Origin of the sequence: Pontibacter amylolyticus, from assembly GCF_014638845.1 — a bacterium.
Lineage (GTDB): Bacteria > Bacteroidota > Bacteroidia > Cytophagales > Hymenobacteraceae > Pontibacter > Pontibacter amylolyticus.
Map to the genome: position 1 here is coordinate 46,067 of NZ_BMFP01000002.1, position 17,848 is coordinate 63,914.

16 protein-coding genes are annotated in these 17,848 nt (G+C 51.4%); 15 read left to right on the plus strand and 1 reads right to left on the minus strand.

The window, feature by feature from the left end:
• Positions 1-8: 8 nt before the first annotated feature.
• Entirely contained in the window at positions 9-1,382 is a 1,374-nt protein-coding gene (locus tag IEV97_RS05075) for an MBOAT family O-acyltransferase (RefSeq protein ID WP_229733807.1), read from the minus strand.
• 233 nt (positions 1,383-1,615) lie between these two features.
• Between IEV97_RS05075 and IEV97_RS05080 the strand changes: the two genes are divergently transcribed.
• The 15 genes from IEV97_RS05080 (at position 1,616) to IEV97_RS05150 (ending at position 17,769) form a co-directional block, all read left to right on the plus strand.
• Positions 1,616-2,608 (plus strand): AAA family ATPase, encoded by a 993-nt coding sequence (locus tag IEV97_RS05080; RefSeq protein ID WP_188500449.1) that lies wholly within the window; start codon positions 1,616-1,618, stop codon positions 2,606-2,608.
• A 168-nt stretch (positions 2,609-2,776) separates the two neighbouring features.
• Positions 2,777-2,965 carry a hypothetical protein gene (locus tag IEV97_RS05085; RefSeq protein ID WP_188500450.1) on the plus strand — a complete coding sequence of 63 codons (189 nt, stop codon included), beginning with the start codon at positions 2,777-2,779 and terminating at the stop codon, positions 2,963-2,965.
• Between the two features lie 615 nt (positions 2,966-3,580).
• Positions 3,581-6,325: a TonB-dependent receptor gene (locus tag IEV97_RS05090; protein ID WP_188500451.1), complete on the plus strand. Its 2,745-nt coding sequence runs from the start codon at positions 3,581-3,583 to the stop codon at positions 6,323-6,325.
• 70 nt (positions 6,326-6,395) lie between these two features.
• On the plus strand, positions 6,396-7,526 hold the full coding sequence (locus IEV97_RS05095; protein ID WP_188500452.1) for a beta-helix domain-containing protein: 1,131 nt from the start codon (positions 6,396-6,398) through the stop codon (positions 7,524-7,526).
• A 485-nt stretch (positions 7,527-8,011) separates the two neighbouring features.
• Complete coding sequence (locus tag IEV97_RS05100; protein ID WP_188500453.1) at positions 8,012-9,298, plus strand: porin; 1,287 nt, start codon at positions 8,012-8,014, stop codon at positions 9,296-9,298.
• 305 nt (positions 9,299-9,603) lie between these two features.
• Entirely contained in the window at positions 9,604-10,791 is a 1,188-nt protein-coding gene (locus tag IEV97_RS05105) for a porin (RefSeq protein ID WP_229733808.1), read from the plus strand.
• A 96-nt stretch (positions 10,792-10,887) separates the two neighbouring features.
• Positions 10,888-11,865 carry a PstS family phosphate ABC transporter substrate-binding protein gene (locus IEV97_RS05110; RefSeq protein ID WP_188500454.1) on the plus strand — a complete coding sequence of 326 codons (978 nt, stop codon included), beginning with the start codon at positions 10,888-10,890 and terminating at the stop codon, positions 11,863-11,865.
• 76 nt (positions 11,866-11,941) lie between these two features.
• A complete protein-coding gene (pstC, locus tag IEV97_RS05115) occupies positions 11,942-12,817 on the plus strand; it encodes a phosphate ABC transporter permease subunit PstC (RefSeq protein WP_188500455.1) in 876 nt (291 codons plus the stop codon).
• Complete coding sequence (pstA, locus tag IEV97_RS05120) at positions 12,810-13,667, plus strand: phosphate ABC transporter permease PstA (RefSeq protein WP_188500456.1); 858 nt, start codon at positions 12,810-12,812, stop codon at positions 13,665-13,667. Before pstC ends, pstA begins: the two co-directional genes overlap by 8 nt.
• A gap of 10 nt (positions 13,668-13,677) precedes the next feature.
• Positions 13,678-14,442: a phosphate ABC transporter ATP-binding protein PstB gene (pstB, locus tag IEV97_RS05125; RefSeq protein ID WP_188500457.1), complete on the plus strand. Its 765-nt coding sequence runs from the start codon at positions 13,678-13,680 to the stop codon at positions 14,440-14,442.
• Positions 14,443-14,502: 60 nt separating this feature from the next.
• Positions 14,503-15,180, plus strand: a complete 678-nt coding sequence (gene phoU, locus IEV97_RS05130) for a phosphate signaling complex protein PhoU (RefSeq protein WP_188500458.1) — start codon at positions 14,503-14,505, stop codon at positions 15,178-15,180.
• Positions 15,181-15,472: 292 nt separating this feature from the next.
• Entirely contained in the window at positions 15,473-16,114 is a 642-nt protein-coding gene (locus IEV97_RS05135; protein ID WP_116541867.1) for a heme exporter protein CcmB, read from the plus strand.
• A gap of 182 nt (positions 16,115-16,296) precedes the next feature.
• Entirely contained in the window at positions 16,297-16,962 is a 666-nt protein-coding gene (locus IEV97_RS05140; protein ID WP_188500459.1) for a cytochrome c biogenesis protein, read from the plus strand.
• Positions 16,949-17,230 carry a CcmD family protein gene (locus IEV97_RS05145; protein WP_229733809.1) on the plus strand — a complete coding sequence of 94 codons (282 nt, stop codon included), beginning with the start codon at positions 16,949-16,951 and terminating at the stop codon, positions 17,228-17,230. Before IEV97_RS05140 ends, IEV97_RS05145 begins: the two co-directional genes overlap by 14 nt.
• Before the next feature lie 113 nt (positions 17,231-17,343).
• Positions 17,344-17,769: a cytochrome c maturation protein CcmE domain-containing protein gene (locus IEV97_RS05150; protein ID WP_188500460.1), complete on the plus strand. Its 426-nt coding sequence runs from the start codon at positions 17,344-17,346 to the stop codon at positions 17,767-17,769.
• The last annotated feature ends 79 nt before the right edge of the window (positions 17,770-17,848 follow it).

Genomic DNA, 17,848 nt, shown 5'->3' on the forward strand with positions numbered 1-17,848 from the left:
AAAACCTTTTAAAATCTGAAGTAGATAAATGGATTATAGCTGCTCTTAGCCAGTTCTATAGAGCATAGTATAAAAATGCCCACCGTGAGCACATAAATAACTACACTCCTTGCGGCGGCGCTGAAACTTTGTTGCAATTCGACAGCACGAAGCCAGTTTCCCCCCAAACGTTGAAGATAGACACGCGAGGGCATTGAAAAGACAATGGCCAGGACAAGCATGAACAGGGTGTAGCGGTCGAAGTAAATGAGAGGTTTATAATTGATACCGGAAGAGAAGCCGCACAATGCCTTTAAATAGCCAAGAGCATAAGTTAAGTCCTCTGCTCTGAACAGAACCCATCCAACTAGTACAATTGTCAAAGTGTAGGTATGTTGTACAAAAGCAGGAACTTTATCCAGCCATTCCTTTAGCTTAAGCCGCTCCAAAATCAAGAAAAACCCATGAAAAAGGCCCCAAACTATAAAATTCCAACTAGCCCCATGCCATAGTCCAGTCAGGAAAAAAACAATGATGAGGTTTCGATAGGTTAGCACTTTCACAACTCGGCTGCCGCCTAAAGGGATATAGACATAATCTCGGAACCAGGAAGATAATGAAATGTGCCATCGTCGCCAGAACTCCTGAATAGACTTTGAAATGTATGGATAATTGAAGTTCTCCATAAAATTGAAGCCAAACATACGGCCTAGGCCGATAGCCATATCTGAGTAGCCGGAAAAGTCGAAATAAATCTGGAGTGAGTAGCAGATTATTCCAATCCAGGCCATTGGAGTAGGTATATCTGCAACAGGCATTGTGAATACCTGGTCAGCGATAAGCGCTAGTGAGTTTGCAATAAGTACTTTTTTACCCAACCCTCGTGTAAAACGGGTTACACCACTGTAGAACATTTGCCAATCACATGTCCTTCCCTTTATTTGTTCAGCTATGTCGTGATAGCGCACTATTGGACCGGCAATCAACTGCGGAAACAATGAAATGTAAAGGCCGAGATGGAATGGGTTCCGCTGCAACATCACTTCCTTACGATACAGATCAACCAGGTAGCTTATATTCTGAAAAGTAAAGAAGGAGATCCCTATAGGTAAATGTATGGAGCCTTCATCGAAGGTGGTAGAAAGCCCTAGACTATTGAGGAATTCGAAAATAAATCCGAAGTATTTATAATAAATGAGGATGACGATGTTAATTATGACTGTTACACCCAATGCCGCTTTCTGCAGAAAGCTATTATATCTGAAATGATTGATAAGTACTCCGCCTATATAATTGAGCAGAATGGAAAATATCATCAGGAAGACAAAAAAAGCCTCGCCCCAGGCATAGAATAGCAAACTTGAAAAAAGTAGTAGGTAGTTCCTGTATCTTGGATGCGTCAAATAATAAGATATCAAGATTAAAGGCAGGAAAACAAAAAGAAAAACAGCCGAACTGAATACCATATAAATAAAATTTTGCGCAAATCTACTAGATTAAATTAAGATTAATAAGGTTATACAGACCTTGTTATCAAATAACTCATTCAACAAACAGCAAACTAGTACATGGAGGCATTCATATCCAAGACTGAAGAATTATTACTATATTTAGGGCCTTAAAATGCCATTGAGCTATGCCAGCAGAAGAATTAGTATACCAGGACCAGGTGAAAGACCACCAGCAGAAAATAAAGCAAGTGTTTCAGGAAGTGGGGAAAGTGGTGGTCGGACAGTCTTATATGGTGAGTCGTCTGCTCATTGGTTTGTTCACCGGCGGGCACATTTTGCTGGAAGGCGTGCCCGGACTGGCCAAAACGCTCACCATCAACTCGCTGGCCCGCGCACTGCGCCTCGACTTTCAGCGCATCCAGTTTACCCCGGACCTGCTGCCCTCCGACCTGATCGGCACGATGATCTATAACCAGAACTCATCGCAGTTTGAGGTAAAGAAGGGGCCCATTTTCGCTAACCTGATCCTGGCCGACGAAGTGAACCGCTCCCCGGCCAAGGTACAGTCGGCTTTGCTGGAGGCCATGCAGGAAAAGCAGGTGACCATCGGTGAGACCACTTACAAACTGGACCTCCCCTTTCTGGTACTGGCCACCCAAAACCCGGTGGAGCACGAAGGTACCTACCCGCTGCCCGAGGCGCAGGTCGACCGATTCATGATGAAGGTATACATCGACTACCCGAAGAAGTCGGACGAGTTGGAGATCATGCGCCGCATGGCCAACATGGCCTTTAACGACACCGTAAACAAGGTGCTCTCGAAGGAGGATATCTTCGCCATCCGCAGTGAGATCAACCAGGTGCAGATCTCGGAGACGCTGGAGAAGTACATCATCGAGCTCGTGTTTGCGACCCGCCGCCCTGCCGAGTACGACCTCAACGAATTTGCCGACTACATTCAGTTTGGGGTTTCGCCGCGTGCCAGCATTGCCCTGAACCGTGCCGCCAAAGCCATCGCCTACTTCGACGACCGCGACTACGTGCTGCCCGAAGACATTAAGGAAGTGGCCCACGACGTGATGAACCACCGCATCATCCTCAACTACGAAGCGGAGGCTGACGGCATCAAGACCAAAGACTTTATCGAGGCGATACTGCGCAAAGTGCCGATCAGCTAAGCTATACCTATATTGATCCCTATACCTGCAGGTATAAGGTATAGTGCCTTGATGTAGCATCTCCATTCATAACTAGCCTCTATACCTTTCCGTAATTTTAACCCCGACTGTTTTGTGCATCAGCACAGCACAGCCGGGGTTATGCGTTTTCTAACTAAGGTACAAACTATGCTAAGAGGCTTATTCAGGTTCTGGATCTTAAGTAAATTGTTTGGCGGCCGGGGCGGGGCAGGCGGCGGGAGAGGCCGTGGCGGTTGCGGCGGCATTGGCTGCCTGGGCATCATCGTACTCGCCATACTGGCTTATTTCCTGTTTCAATATCTGGGCGGAGACACGGGTACAACCGCTGACTTTTAAGGTATAGCTCTTTTTGGGAAAAAGGATACTTTGACAATAGACAAAGGACTCTATTGCATTGAGGCAACTATAGTTCTATAACTTTAGGAGACCAGTCTTGGTATGCAGCGTTAGCTTTGCTCCTTTCCCTTTGACTACCCAAACAATTCCCACTATCTGCTTTAATCTTTCGTCCATTGTCATAAAGTCCTTTGTCAACAAGCCTGCAGGTATAGGTATAGAAAAAGGCCCGCTCTTTCGAGACGGGCCCTGTGCGTAGTGTGGGAGACTAAGCCACACCACTATTGATTGCCGCAATTGATCTCACCCATAATGCGCAATCAGTTTCTTATGAAGGCAGGATTGATGCAGCAAAACTATACCAGCAATATTAGCTGTAGATTATTGTAAGGTTACTATATTGTTAAACCCTATCCTAAATCCCAGCCGACTGCCTCTATAACTGTAAATTTACCTCCCGCTACTACCATAGCCAGCTCAACAAACCTAATATTATCTGTATATCAATAAGTTATAAACAAATATTAGGTTTTATTAATAGAAACTTAATGCCCTATTAATATTGTGGTAATATAGCCTCTCTACTTTTGTCGCATCAATAAGACTACAATTACAATGCGACAGAATCTCACCACAGTTCTATTTTTCCTCTTATCCGCTTTCCTTTCGGTGCATGCGCAGACTGGCAGCATACAGGGGGCAATCAAAGACGCTAAAAACGGCGAAGAGTTGATCGGCGCCATCATTAAGGTGCAGGGAACGGGGCTGGGTGCCCCGTCGGATGCCTTCGGCAAGTTCCGCATCGACAACCTGAAAGAGGGAACTTATACCTTAGAAGTGAACAGCCTGTCCTACACCCCAAAAACGATTGGCAATGTAACCGTATCGGCAGGCAAAACCACCACGGTGGACGTGGACATGGAGCAGAACACGTCGCAGTTGGCGGAGGTGACGATCACCGCAAAAGGGAACAGGGAAACCGAGCAAATCCTACTCCTGGATCAGAAAAAAGCGGTTATCGCCACACAGGCCATTGGTGCGCAGGAACTCTCCCGGAAAGGCGTGAGCGATGCTGAGGGAGCGGTTGCCAAGATCTCAGGCGTATCGAAGCGCGATGGCGTGAAGAACGTGTTCGTCCGTGGGTTGGGCGACCGCTACAACACCACTACCCTGAATGGGTTTGCCATACCTTCCGAAGACCCGGAATTCAAGAACATCTCCCTCGACTTCTTTACGAGCGACATCATCCAGTCGGTGGATGTGAACAAGGCCTTTTCAGCGTCGATGAATGGAGATGTGGGGGGTGCCATCATTAACATCAACTCCAAAGAGTTGGTGGATGACCAGGCGCTCCAGATCGGTTTTTCAACCGGCATAAACAGCCAGGTGCCTGGCAGCGATTTTTATCTTCCTAAAGGATTGAACAGCTTGGGCTATGCCACTGCATCTAGTGGTCCGATAGACCCCAACAGCAATCCGCAAGACGTATCCAGATACTCTCGTGACCACTCCTTCAACACTTCGCTCAACCCGGTTCAGAAAAACCCGCTGCTCAACGGTGGTCTTTCCATAGCGGGCGGCAGCAAGTTCCTGGGCAAGCATCGCTTTTATGTGATGGGCTCCATGGATAACAAATACCATTACCAGGAAGGTGTTTCCCGCCTGATCACGGCCACCAACCCTGAGAACCCCTTCAAAGATTTTGACTACCAGCAATCCACACGCAGCGCCTCTCACATGCTGGCGGGCAACCTGGAGTTCAACCTGAACAACAGCCAGCTGCGCTATAACTCGCTATACCTGCATACAGCCACGGCTGCCGCCTATAGTTTCTATGGCAAAGAAACCGAACTGTTCCAGAAAGCGGACGAGTTTAATTCTGAAGGCCATACCCGGCGCCTGCAGGTGAACGACAACACCGCTTTCATCAACCAGCTTATCTGGAACGGAGAGGTATCGGACAGGGTAAAGTATAACGTGGGTGCTGCGGTAAACCGTGTGATTGGCCAGGAGCCTGACCGCCGGATCATTATGCTCCCTTCTGCCGGCGACGGCAGGGTGGAACTGGGTATAGGAGAAGGAAGAGCCCAGCGCTTCAACTATAAAATAACGGAGACTGCCCTCCTCCCGAAAGCCAATCTGCAATACGCGCTTTCGGCAGACCCGGAGAAGCTATCTTATGTTGAAGTTGGCTACGACGGCAGAATCAGCTCCAAAGACTTTGCAGCTCCCATCTACAACTACATCTGGGACGTGAGCAAAGCACCAGCTCCTGTTTTCCCGCTGAGCAGCATAGAGCTTGACTCCCACCTAAACCAGGAAGGTTTGAATAATGGCCACTTCATGCTGGAGCAAAACCTGGACGTCTACGATGTAAAAAGGATCAACCACGGCGCTTATGTTGACTTGGTGCATAAGGCCGGGAACAAGCTTACTTTAAATGCCGGCCTGAGAGCAGATGATGTGTACATGAAGATAAACTATAACGTGAACCGTGGCGCAAATCAAGGCTCTAATGTGATGGATAAGTTCTTCTTATCGCCAAGCTTTAACGCCAAATACGAGCTCGACGATAAAAACCATATCAGAACAGGCCTTAGCCGCACCTATACCCTGCCGCAGGACAAGGAGTTGTCGCCCTTCATTTACCAGGGAATTTTCGGTAAAGAAAACGGCAACCCCAATCTGAAGCCATCCACCAATTACAACTTCGACCTGAAGTGGGACTTTTACCCCTCCACAGAAGAGCAGATATCGGTGAACGCTTTCTACAAGCACATTCTGAATCCGATTGCTCGGGTAGACCAAGGCAACTCAGCCGGCCTGGCAACCTACGACAACGTAGCAGACCATGCCGTGGCCGCCGGCATTGAGGTAGAAGTGAGGAAGTCGCTGATGAACCTGGCCGAGAAGCACCGCTTGAATGCCGGCCTGAATGCATCCTACATCCACACAAGGATAGACGATCTCCCTAGCTTCTTTGCGCAAAACACCTCCTCTACCCTGGAGGGCGCTGCACCCTACATACTGAATGCTGACCTGACTTATAACCTGATAACCAACAGAAATACCAGCCTGACCTCTGCCGTGGTTCTGAACTACTTAAGCGACAAGGTGCACACCATCGGTACACGTGGCTACACCAACCTGATCGAGAAGGGCATCACCACACTGGACTTCATCACCACCCTGGGACTCAACGACCACCTCAAGTTCAACATCAAAGCGAAAAACCTGCTGAACCCGGCCTACAGGCTAACCAGAGAAGGCGCCGGCTCGGACACCAATGCCCAGAGCGTGACAATCGGTAGCTATAAAAGAGGCGCTCAGTTTGACCTCGGTGTGACCTACCAGTTTTAACAATTCGATAACGTTCCGGTCACATTCAGTTGATCTTCCAAATCTAAATTTGAATAAACAATTAAGAAAAATGAAAAAGACATTCCTTTACCTGTTACTGCTTCCGCTGGGACTATTCTCATGCAAAGACGACGAAACGACAACCCCAGAACCAGGTCCTGCGGCCACTAAAGAGCTGAGCGGTGATATCTCTACCGATGTAACGCTGGACGCAAGCACAGAATACAAACTGACAGGCTCATTGCTTGTAGTGAACGGCGGAAAACTCAGAATACCGGCGGGCACAGTGATCAAGGCTGAGAAGGGTTTTAACAAGTACATTCTGGTAGAGCAGGGCGGTCAGATCTTTGTGAACGGCACAGCCGATAAACCGGTAAGAATTACGTCTGCAGCGGCCAGCCCGGCGCAGGGCGACTGGGGTGGTTTGATCATCAACGGCAAGGCAAAACTGTCCGGCCCGGCAGGCAAAGTGACTACCAGCACTACAGAAGTGAACCCGGCTGTCATCTACGGCGGCGATAATAACAACGACAACTCAGGCGTCATAGAATACCTGATCCTGGAGTATACCGGCGCGAAATCCTCCGCCGACATCGAGCACAACGGCCTGACACTGAACGGTGTAGGAAGCGGCACTAAAATCGAGAACGTTTACATCCCATACGGTGCTGATGACGCGATTGAGTTCTTTGGCGGTTCGGTAAATGTAAAGAACCTGTTGGTAGTGGATTCTGACGACGACATGTTCGACGTAACGCAGGGCTGGTCAGGTACGCTGGACAACGCATATGGTGTGTGGAAGGCTGGCTATACCAGCACAGAATCTGACCCACGCGGCGCCGAGTTGGACGGCAACCTAGATGGCAACACTCCTGGCGACGTGAACCAGTCTGATTTCATCTTCAAGAACATCACGATCGTAAACGAGTCTACTTTCGAGATGCAGGATGCCGTGAAAGTGCGCAGAGGTGCAAAGGCTACTATCACTAACCTACTCGTTAAGGGTACTACTGCCACAGATCTGATCGACATGACAGATGGCAAGGGCAATGGCAATTCAGGAACTGTAATCGAATACAAAAACGACGGCATGACGGTTAAGCAGGAAGTTAAAAACCCTGACAACGCTAACATTAAAGCAAACAGCGCTATCACAGGTGCTAACACATCCGTATTCGGCTGGACTGGTTACAAGTTCTAAGTAAGAGTTAAAATACAAATCGGGCTGTCACAGAATTAATCTGTGGCAGCCCGATTCATTTGCGGGTTACTTGCAGGTAATGTCTTCAGTGCTGAAGTCCAAATCGGACTGATCAGGATGAATTCCCAACAGCCTGCAAGATTTCCCAAAAGTTTTAATTAAAAGGAGTCAGAGAGAACCTCTGGCTCTTGGTGTTTACAGGCGGTTCGGCCAAAGGTATAGCATGCATTAAACAGCGATCGGTATAGAGTGACTGATCATTGATCAGTTGGCCCGCCTATACCTGCCGGTGCTTTGGTAACACAAATTTAACATTGGCATAACAGTCGAGTAACATTAGCGTCTGACCTTTGCGAGGTCGAAAACGAAGACCGCGCTGAATCAACTGATTGGCTCTTTTCAGATTCGATACTGCCCTCCTGACGCGAGTAGACTCCGCTAAAGGAACAGACTAGGGCAGGCAGTAAACCATACTCACCCAAACAATGAAGGCATCAACTGTAACGCGTGCTATCCTGGCGGCAGGACTAGCCGCAGGCATTTTGTTCTCGAAAGAAGCGAAGGCCCAGACATCGGACTCCACCTCGCAAACCACGACGGTGGTACAGCAGCCAGCCCCTGCAGCGATGCAGGAAGCTCCAAAAAAGAAGGCTTGGTACGACAAAATCTCGCTGCGTGGCTACGCGCAGGTACGTTACAACCGCCTCCTCGAAACCAACCCCAACTTAAAGTGCGACCAGTGCGACAAGTCCCTCGGTGAGGGCGGAGGCTTGTTCCTGCGTCGTGGCCGCCTGATCTTCAGCGGCGATGTGAGCGACCGCCTCTCCATCTACATCCAGCCTGACTTCGCTTCCTCGGCTTCTTCCAACGCGCTGCACTTCTTCCAGCTCCGCGACGCCTACTTCGACGTGTCGCTCGACAAGGCCAAGGTATACCGCTTGCGCGTGGGCCAGAGCAAGATCCCCTATGGCTTTGAGAACCTGCAGTCGAGCAGCAACCGCCTGGCACTGGACCGTAACGACGCTCTGAACAGTGGCATCGCCAACGAGCGTGACCTGGGCATCTTCTTCTACTGGACACCGGAGGAAATCCAGGAGCGCTTCAAGCTACTGACAGACGCGGGCCTGAAAGGCACGGGCAACTACGGCGTGTTCGGCCTCGGCATCTACAACGGCCAAACGGCGAACAAGCCGGAAGTGAACAACACGCAGCACGTGGTAGCGCGTCTCTCCTACCCTTTGCTGGTGGGCGGCAGGCAGATCATTGAGCCAGGTATACAGGCTTATACCGGTAAATATGTCGTGACGCCAGACCAGGTTTCATCGGGCGTAGGTATAGCCGAGAAGTATTTGAAAGACGGTTTCACGGACCAACGCATAGCGGCCTCAATGGTACTATACCCCCAGCCCTTTGGTTTTCAGGCAGAGTACAACATAGGCCGCGGGCCGGAGTTCAATCCGGAAACCAACGCGATTGAGGTGCAGAACCTGCACGGCGGCTATGCGCAGGCGATGTACCGTAAAGAAGTCGGCTCGCAGGTGCTTATACCTTTCGTGAAGGTGCAGCACTACGAAGGTGGCAAGAAGCATGAGCGCGACGCGCCAGGCTACAGTGTTTATGAAACAGAGATCGGCGTAGAGTGGCTGGTGCACAAGAGCGTAGAGCTGACGGCCGACTACAGCATCGGTGACCGCACCATCCGCAACGCCCAGAATTTCGACAATCGCCAGCACGGCAGCCGCCTCAGGCTGCAGGCGCAGTTTAATTTTTAAGTAAAGGTCATCCCTTTTTGTGCTATACCTGATGCAGCCGTTGGTTCTCTGGACTCAGCGGCTGCTGCGGTTCAGCCTTCTCCGTTAAAACCTTAATTCTTAACATAACCGTAACATGGCCGTAACCTTCGGATAATATGAAAGTGGTAATATTGCACCGTGCTTCTGAAGCAGTACCAATGGCCTGACTAACCATTGCAAAGCTCTGAGGCACACAAAGCAGGGCGCAGCTTAGACTACTGCGTTTTGTGTAAAAAATAATTGCATGGCATTAGCTTAATTCTCACCCTTAACTAATACAGCGCGTGAACCACAAACTCAAAGGAGTCCTTCTGGTGCTCTTGTCCGGCCTCTTCTATACCTACAACACACAAGCCCAGACCGTTAACGACAGCAAGTTCGGCAAAGGCCTCCACTTCGTGGCCGCCGACTCCTCTTTCAGCCTCAAGTTCGGCACCCGCTTTCAGCTACTCTACCAGGGTGGCAACACGCCTGCCACCGGCAACTGGGACGACCGCTTCCTGATTCGCCGCGCGCGCCTGAAGTTCGATGGTTTTGCCTTTTCCCCCAGACTGGAATACAAAATTGAGCTCGGCCTGAGCAACAGCGACATCGGCAGCGACGTGCCCGACCTGACCAACAACGCCGACAACATCATCCTCGACGCGGTGGCCAAATGGCACCTCACCCCGAACCTGCAACTGTGGGTGGGCCAGACCAAACTGCCGGGTAACCGTGAGCGTGTGGTATCGTCGCAGAAACTCCAGTTCGTGGACCGCAGCCTGCTCAACTCCCGCTTCAACCTCGACCGCGATGCGGGCCTGCAACTACACCACGAGCACCAGCTGGGTCAGGTCGTGCTGAGAGAGATCGGCTCCATTTCGATGGGCGAAGGCCGCGACATTACCGTGAACAACACGGGCGGCTATGACTACACGGCCCGTTTCGAGGTACTGCCTTTCGGGGCGTTTAAAGGCGGTGGCGATTATGTAGGCAGCGACATCGAGCGCGAGCAGACACCCAAACTCTCGCTGGCTACTTCTTTCGACTACAACAGCAACGCTGGTCGCGACCAAGGGCAACTCGGCGATTTCCTGAGCGACACGCGCAGCCTGCGCACCTGGTTCGTGGATGCCATGTTCAAGTACCGCGGCTTTTCGGCCATGGGCGAGTATGCCAACCGCAAAGCCACCGATGGACCTGTGGTGCTGCGCGACGAGCTGGGCGACGTGGCGGAAACCTTCGTAACGGGCACGGCCCTGAACCTGCAGGCGGGCTACCTGCTGCCGAGCAACTGGGAATTAGCGGCCCGCTATACCGACTTCAACCCGACAACCGTGACAGGTATACGCCAACAGGACCAGTATACCCTGGGGGTGTCAAAATACATTGTGGGGCATTCGCTGAAGGTGCAGAGCGACATTACACTGATACAGGAAGCGAGTCGCGAAGACCGCACCCAGTTCAGACTGCAAATGGAATTAGCCTTATAATAAAACCTACTGAATACCAAATAAGTACACCCGCTTAATAATTCAACATTAAAGAGACCAGACACACTTAACTTATACATCCTAAAATCAACTTGTATGTTAAATCTTAGCTTTTACCGATTCAAACTTAGCGCGGCCATCCTATTGGGTGCTTCGTTTGCTTTCACATCGTGCGGCGGCAACACAGAGGAAGGCGGCAGCGACATGTCGGGTTCTATCTCGATTGACGGCTCTTCTACGGTATACCCTGTGACGGAGGCCGTGGCCGAAGAGTACCGCGCCGAGGCGCCGGACGTGAAAGTAACCGTGGGTGTGTCGGGTACGGGCGGCGGCATGAAGAAATTCTCCCGCGGCGAAATCGACATCGTGAACGCCTCCCGCTCGATCAACGATTCAGAAGCGCAGACGGCAAAAGAAAACGGCATTTCGTATGTGCAGCTTTCGGTGGCCTACGACGGCCTGACCGTGGTGGTGCACCCTTCCAACGACTGGGTGAAAGACATTACCGTGGCTGAGCTGAAGAAAATGTGGGAGCCTGAAGCACAGGGCACGATCACGCGCTGGAACCAGATCCGTCCGGAGTGGCCCGACAAGGAAATACACTTGTATGGCGCAGGCGTGGAGTCAGGCACGTACGACTACTTCACCGAAGCCATTGTAGGCAAGAGCCACTCGAGCCGCGGCGACTATACCGCCAGTGAAGATGACAACGTGCTGGTTCAGGGCGTGTCTACTGACCCGCTGGCGCTAGGCTTTTTCGGATACGCTTACTACGAAGAAAACAAGGGCAAGCTGAAGGCTATACCTGTTGACAACGGCGCAGGCCCTGTACTGCCGTCGCTGGAAACTGTAAAGGATGGTTCTTATGCTCCGCTTTCACGTGCGCTGTTTTTGTATGTCAGCTCCAAGGCCGTGGCCAGACCAGAAGTGGTGGACTTCATCAACTTCTACCTCGAGAACGCGGGTGAGCTGGCCCAGGAAGTAGGTTACATTGCCCTGCCTGACAACGTGTACAACGAGCAGAAACAGAAGTTCGAGCAATTTGCCACTGGCGCCGCTACGGCCAACCAATAGTAAGATCCTGAAATAAACCAGCGCAGGTATAGCCCTAAGAAACAAAGGCTATACCTGCGCTTCAATCATAAACACCTTGAGAGTACAGGAGAAAATAATAGAAGGCTTGCTGTGGCTGTCGGCTGCCATCACCATACTGGTCACGGCCAGTATCATTTGGGTGTTGCTGTCGGAGTCAATCCAGTTTTTCAGCGAAGTGTCCATTGTGCGCTTCCTCACGGAGAAGGAATGGACGCCCCTTTTTGCCGATAAGAAGTTCGGCATCATGCCGCTCGTAGCGGGCACCTTCCTGACCACGGCCATTGCCATTGCGGTGGCATTGCCCATCGGGCTCACCATCGCCATATACCTGAACGAGTACGCCCATGCCCGTTTCAAAACCATTATCAAACCTTTGCTGGAAGTACTGGCCACCATCCCTACGGTAGTCTACGGCTTCTTCGCCCTGACCGTGGTAACGCCTTTTCTGCAATCATTTATTCCCGGTTTGGCGGGCTTCAACGCGCTGTCGGCCGGCATTGTGATGGGCGTTATGATCATCCCGATGATTTCCTCGCTTAGCGAAGACGCCATCAGCGCCGTGCCCCGCTCGCTGCGCGAGGCCGCCTACGGCATGGGCTCCACCCGACTGCAGACCGCCTTCGGGGTGATGGTGCCCGCCGCTTCGTCGGGTATACTCGTGTCGGTGATCCTGGCTATTTCGAGAGCCGTGGGCGAGACCATGATCGTGGCCATTGCGGCAGGTCAGCAGCCGCGCCTAACGCTAAACCCGCTGGTGCCGATCGAAACGATTACCACTTACATTGTGCAGGTGAGCATGGGCGATGTGCCGCACGGCTCGCTGGAGTACCGCACTATCTTCGCGGCAGGTATGACGCTGTTCGTATTCACATTCCTGCTGAACAACCTCAGCTTCTGGATTAAAAAGAAATATCAGGAAAAGTATGACTAACTCCGAGAAAAACCGCCTCAAAGACAAGGCCTTTCAGGTGTTCGGCATTTTCTGTACCTTCATCGGACTGGTAGTACTGGCCATCTTCCTGATCGATATCGTAATAGAAGGTGTGGGCCGCATCGACTGGGACTTTATGACCAGCCTGCCCTCACGCCGTGCCGCCCGCGCAGGTATACTCACCGCCTGGGCAGGTACGCTCTGGATTCTGGTGCTGTCCGCGCTGATTGCCTTCCCGCTTGGTATAGCCGCCGGCATATACCTGGAGGAGTACGCAAAAAAGACGAAGCTCTCAGATTTCCTGGAGATTAACATTGCCAATCTGGCCGGCGTACCGTCCATTATTTATGGTTTGCTTGGTCTGGAGCTGTTTGTGCGTTTTATGCACCTGGGACCGGTTTTGCTGGTCGGCGCGCTTACGCTTTCGCTCCTTATCCTGCCCATTGTGATCGTGACCACCCGCGAAGCCATCAAGGCCGTGCCCCGCACCATCCGCGACGGTTCTTTTGCGCTGGGCGCCTCTAAGTGGCAAACGGTGTGGAACCAGGTGCTGCCCGCCTCGTTTGGCGGCATCCTGACGGGCGTGATCCTGGCGCTATCAAGGGCGGTGGGCGAAGCGGCACCACTTATCGTGATCGGGGCGCTGGCCTACGTGCCTTTTGTGCCGAAGTCGCCGATGGACGAGTTCACGGTGCTGCCGATCCAGATTTTCAACTGGACCTCGCGTCCGCAGGCGGCCTTTTTGACCAACGCGGCGGCCGCCATTATTGTACTCTTATTGATTACCTTCTTGCTGAACGGCATTGCGGTATACCTGCGCCACCGTCAGCAAAAGAAAATAAAATGGTAAGTTTTCACCCATGACCAAAAAACAAAGTAAGTTAGAAGCCAATAACCTTGACGCCTACTACGGCGACTTCCAGGCGCTCAAGAACATCAACATCGCCATGGAAGAGAAGGCCGTGACCGCCTTTATCGGCCCGTCAGGCTGCGGCAAGTCCACGTTTCTGCGCACCCTGAACCGCATGAACGACTACATCGACGGTTTCCGCATCCAGGGCCAGATTTTGTTGGACGGCCGCGATATTTATGCCACTGACGTGCGGGTAGACGAACTCCGCAAGGAAGTGGGCATGGTGTTCCAGAAACCGAACCCGTTCCCGAAGACCATTTACGAAAACGTGGTTTACGGCCTCAAAATACAAGGCATAAAGGACAAGAAGATTTTGCAGGAAGCCTGTGAGAAGTCGCTGCAGCAAGCCGCTCTCTGGAACGAAGTTAAAGACAAGCTCGACAAGTCGGCACTGGCCCTTTCAGGTGGTCAGCAACAACGCCTGTGCATTGCGCGCGCCCTGGCCATACAGCCTTCGGTTATTCTGATGGACGAGCCTGCCTCGGCCCTCGACCCGATTTCCACGGCCAAAATCGAGGAGCTGATTCACGAACTCAAAAAGAACTACACCATTGTGATTGTGACGCACAACATGCAGCAGGCAGGACGTGTGAGTGACCATACCGCCTTCTTTTACATGGGCGAACTGGTGGAGTATGCCAAAACCAAGACCATGTTCACGAGTCCGAGCGATACCCGAACCCAAAACTACATTACGGGCCGCTTCGGTTAACAGGCGCTCCCCACCGATTCACGTATAGGAATTAAATCTCACGCAAAAAAAGACATACGAATGCAACATATTGATGAAGAACTGCGCCGCTTGCGGGAAAAGCTGCTGGAGATGTGGGACCTGGTTGACTACCAGCTCACCAGCGGACGCGACGCCGTGATGAATGCCGACCACGAACTGGCGGACCGGATTATCAAGCTCGAACGCAAGGTCAACAACTACGACATCAAAATCGACCGGATGTGCGAAAACTTTTTCGCCCTCTATACCCCTGTGGCGGTAGACCTGCGAACTGTGCTGGCCATGCTTAAGATAAACACCAACCTAGAGCGCATCGGCGACACCGCCGAGGGGATGGCCCATTTCGTTAAGAAAATCGACCGCCCCTTCGACCCTGAGCTCATAGAGCTCACGAAGATGATGGAAATGTATGACCAGGCGCTTGCCATGTTCCGCGAATGCCGTGTCGCGCTCGTACAAGACGACCCCAAGCACGCCAAGGAAATCATCAAGCTCGACAAGGCCCTCAACAAAATTTACCGCAAATCGGACGTGGTTATCACCAAGTACCTGCAAGCCAACCCCGACCGCATACCGGAAGCTTTGGCACTCCTTTCTATTATCAAGAAGTTGGAACGCGTAGGCGACCAGGTGACCAACATGGCCGAGGAAATCATTTTTTACCGCGAGGCGAAAGTGGTGAAGCACAAAAGGAAAAAGAAAAAGAAGGATGAGTAAATTGTTGAATTGTTGATGGTTCAATTGTTGGTTTGCGGGGAATAAATTCAATACGTATAGACGTTTTTCTGGCGCAGGTTTTCGAACTTGCGCCTTTTTTATGAATTCAGGTTTATGATGGAGGAACGGAGCTACCCCTACCATACCGGACTTGATCGCCGAGGCCTGGCTATACCTTGGCGCTGGAATTGTACCCACGCCAGGGTATAGCCAGGCCCTTAGTAATTATACAATTTGTGTCGTACCTTTGCGCAAAATCACGAAGGTGCTGTTTAAAGAAGTCATATACTTAATGCAGAAGGATTTCCTGCTGGAGTGGCGGCAGAAGTATGCTTTTAACGGCATGCTACTCTACGTCAGTAGCACGGTGTTCGTCTGCTACCTCAGCTTCGGGCTCCGCTCGAATGCCCTGCAGGTGCCCGTCTGGAATGCCCTGTTCTGGATTATCCTGCTCTTCACATCGGTCAATGCCATTGCCAAGAGCTTTATGCAGGAAAACCGCGGCCGGCTGCTCTACTTCTACTCGATCGTGAGTCCGCAAGGCATAATCTTAGCTAAGATACTCTACAACGCCTGCCTGATGCTGGTGCTGGCGCTGATTTGCTTCGTGTTCTACGCTTTCGTGCTGGGCAACCCCGTAGAAGACATTCCGATGTTTTTGCTCAGCATTCTGCTCGGCGCCATCGGTTTCGCAACTTCCCTCACCATGATTTCAGGTATAGCCTCCAAGGCCGCCAACAGCAGCACGCTCATGGCCGTGCTCAGCTTCCCGGTGATCGTGCCCATGCTGCTGATGCTGATCAAAATGTCCAAAAACGCCATGGATGGGCTGGAGCGGGCTGCCAGTCTCGACGAACTACTTACTTTGCTTGCCATAAACATGATCGTTGTCACTGTTTCTTATATTTTGTTCCCGTACCTTTGGCGTTCGTAAGGTATAGCCCGTGGAGCAAGGTATAGCCGACACATAACAAGGTATAAGTAGCTAACTTATCTAAAATTAAACACAGTTTCAGCGCAGATTTGCGACAATTTGGGCTGCGGAACTGTTAGAAGTAAAAAGCAGAATGGAGACCGGCACAGGCTGGCTTTCATCAAAATAAGAGAAGAAGGAACATGAAGAAGAACTGGTGGAAAATACTGACCGTGCTGCTGCTGGTGTTTACCGTGGCGGTGGGTATGCTGTCGGAAGTTCCCCGACTGGCCATCCTCAACGAGACCATCCGCAACCTGTACTTCCACGTGCCCATGTGGTTTGGCATGATTCTCATCCTGATGGTTTCGGTAGTGTATTCCATCAAATACCTGCGCAAGCCGAGCTTCCGGAACGACATCATCGCGCACGAAGCCGCCAAAGTGGGCATCCTCTTCGGCGTGCTGGGCATCGTGACAGGTATGGAGTGGGCCAAATTTACGTGGGGCGAGTACTGGAGCAACGACCCGAAACAGAACGGTGCCGCCATTGGCCTGCTGATTTACTTTGCCTACCTCGTGCTGCGCAGCTCTTTTGCCGAGCAACAGCAGCGCGCGCGCATCAGTGCCGTGTACAACATCTTCGCCTTTGCGGCCCTTATCCCCTTGCTGTTCATCCTGCCCCGCCTGACCGACTCGCTTCACCCGGGCAACGGCGGCAATCCCGGCTTTAACGCTTACGACCTTGACAGTAGCCTGCGGATGGTGTTTTACCCGGCCGTGCTGGGCTGGACGCTGCTGGGCGTATGGATTATCAACGTGAAATCAAGATTGGAATTACTGAGACAACGCATATATGAAAATGTTTAGAATACTGGCCATCTGCTGCTTTATGCTGGGCGTCCTGTTCACCTTTGAGCCAACCGTGGCCATGGCGCAAGACCAGATGGTGGAGTTCTCGTCAGCCCCGCAGCAAAACATCGAAATGGCCGACGCTCTGCGCCAGGACGGCAAAATATACGTGGTGGTGGCCGTGCTGCTCACCGTGCTGGCAGGCGTGCTGTTCTACCTGATCGCCCTCGACCGCAAGGTGGGCCGACTGGAGAAACAGCTGAAAGACGAGTATGTGAACCGCTAAATCTTTTTGCCCGACTAAGGCGAAAAATGACAAATATCCCTATCTGCGATGGATTTAAAACTTTCTATCGTGTGTTAGGCTAACAGAAATGGAATATCTATAATCAGGTAAAGATGAAAAAATCACACATCATCGGCATTATCGTTATCGCCATGGCTATTGGTATCATCATGACCACGGCTGGCGACGCAAGTACCTATGTTTCATTTGGCGAGGCCATTGAACTGGCAGAAGACGGCAAATCCACAAAAGTGCACGTGGTAGGACGCCTCAAGAAGGATGACAAAGGACACATCGTAGGCATGCATTATGAGCCGATGAAGGACCCGAACTACTTCGCCTTTACACTGGTGGACACCAACCGCTTCGAACAGCGCGTGGTCTACTTCAACCCCAAACCGCAGGACTTTGAGCGCTCTGAGCAAGTTGTGATTACGGGCAACATGCAAAATGATGTGTTCGTGGCAGACAAGATACTCCTCAAGTGCCCGTCCAAGTACACGGAGAACGAAATTCAAACCAACACCGCAGGTATATAAATTAGTGAACAGTTGATCGTTAAGAGCGACTTCATCTGGGGCAACGCTCTAACTTTTTAACTTTTTAACTTTCTAACTT

Bases quoted from the DNA above. Each gene is read 5' to 3' on its own strand.
- IEV97_RS05080 (WP_188500449.1), top strand. From the start codon at position 1,616: ATGCCAGCAGAAGAATTAGTATACCAGGACCAGGTGAAAGACCACCAG.
- IEV97_RS05085 (WP_188500450.1), top strand. From the start codon at position 2,777: ATGCTAAGAGGCTTATTCAGGTTCTGGATCTTAAGTAAATTGTTTGGC.
- IEV97_RS05090 (WP_188500451.1), top strand. From the start codon at position 3,581: ATGCGACAGAATCTCACCACAGTTCTATTTTTCCTCTTATCCGCTTTC.
- IEV97_RS05095 (WP_188500452.1), top strand. From the start codon at position 6,396: ATGAAAAAGACATTCCTTTACCTGTTACTGCTTCCGCTGGGACTATTC.
- IEV97_RS05100 (WP_188500453.1), top strand. From the start codon at position 8,012: ATGAAGGCATCAACTGTAACGCGTGCTATCCTGGCGGCAGGACTAGCC.
- IEV97_RS05110 (WP_188500454.1), top strand. From the start codon at position 10,888: ATGTTAAATCTTAGCTTTTACCGATTCAAACTTAGCGCGGCCATCCTA.
- pstA (WP_188500456.1), top strand. From the start codon at position 12,810: ATGACTAACTCCGAGAAAAACCGCCTCAAAGACAAGGCCTTTCAGGTG.
- pstB (WP_188500457.1), top strand. From the start codon at position 13,678: ATGACCAAAAAACAAAGTAAGTTAGAAGCCAATAACCTTGACGCCTAC.
- phoU (WP_188500458.1), top strand. From the start codon at position 14,503: ATGCAACATATTGATGAAGAACTGCGCCGCTTGCGGGAAAAGCTGCTG.
- IEV97_RS05135 (WP_116541867.1), top strand. From the start codon at position 15,473: ATGCAGAAGGATTTCCTGCTGGAGTGGCGGCAGAAGTATGCTTTTAAC.
- IEV97_RS05140 (WP_188500459.1), top strand. From the start codon at position 16,297: ATGAAGAAGAACTGGTGGAAAATACTGACCGTGCTGCTGCTGGTGTTT.
- IEV97_RS05145 (WP_229733809.1), top strand. From the start codon at position 16,949: ATGAAAATGTTTAGAATACTGGCCATCTGCTGCTTTATGCTGGGCGTC.
- IEV97_RS05150 (WP_188500460.1), top strand. From the start codon at position 17,344: ATGAAAAAATCACACATCATCGGCATTATCGTTATCGCCATGGCTATT.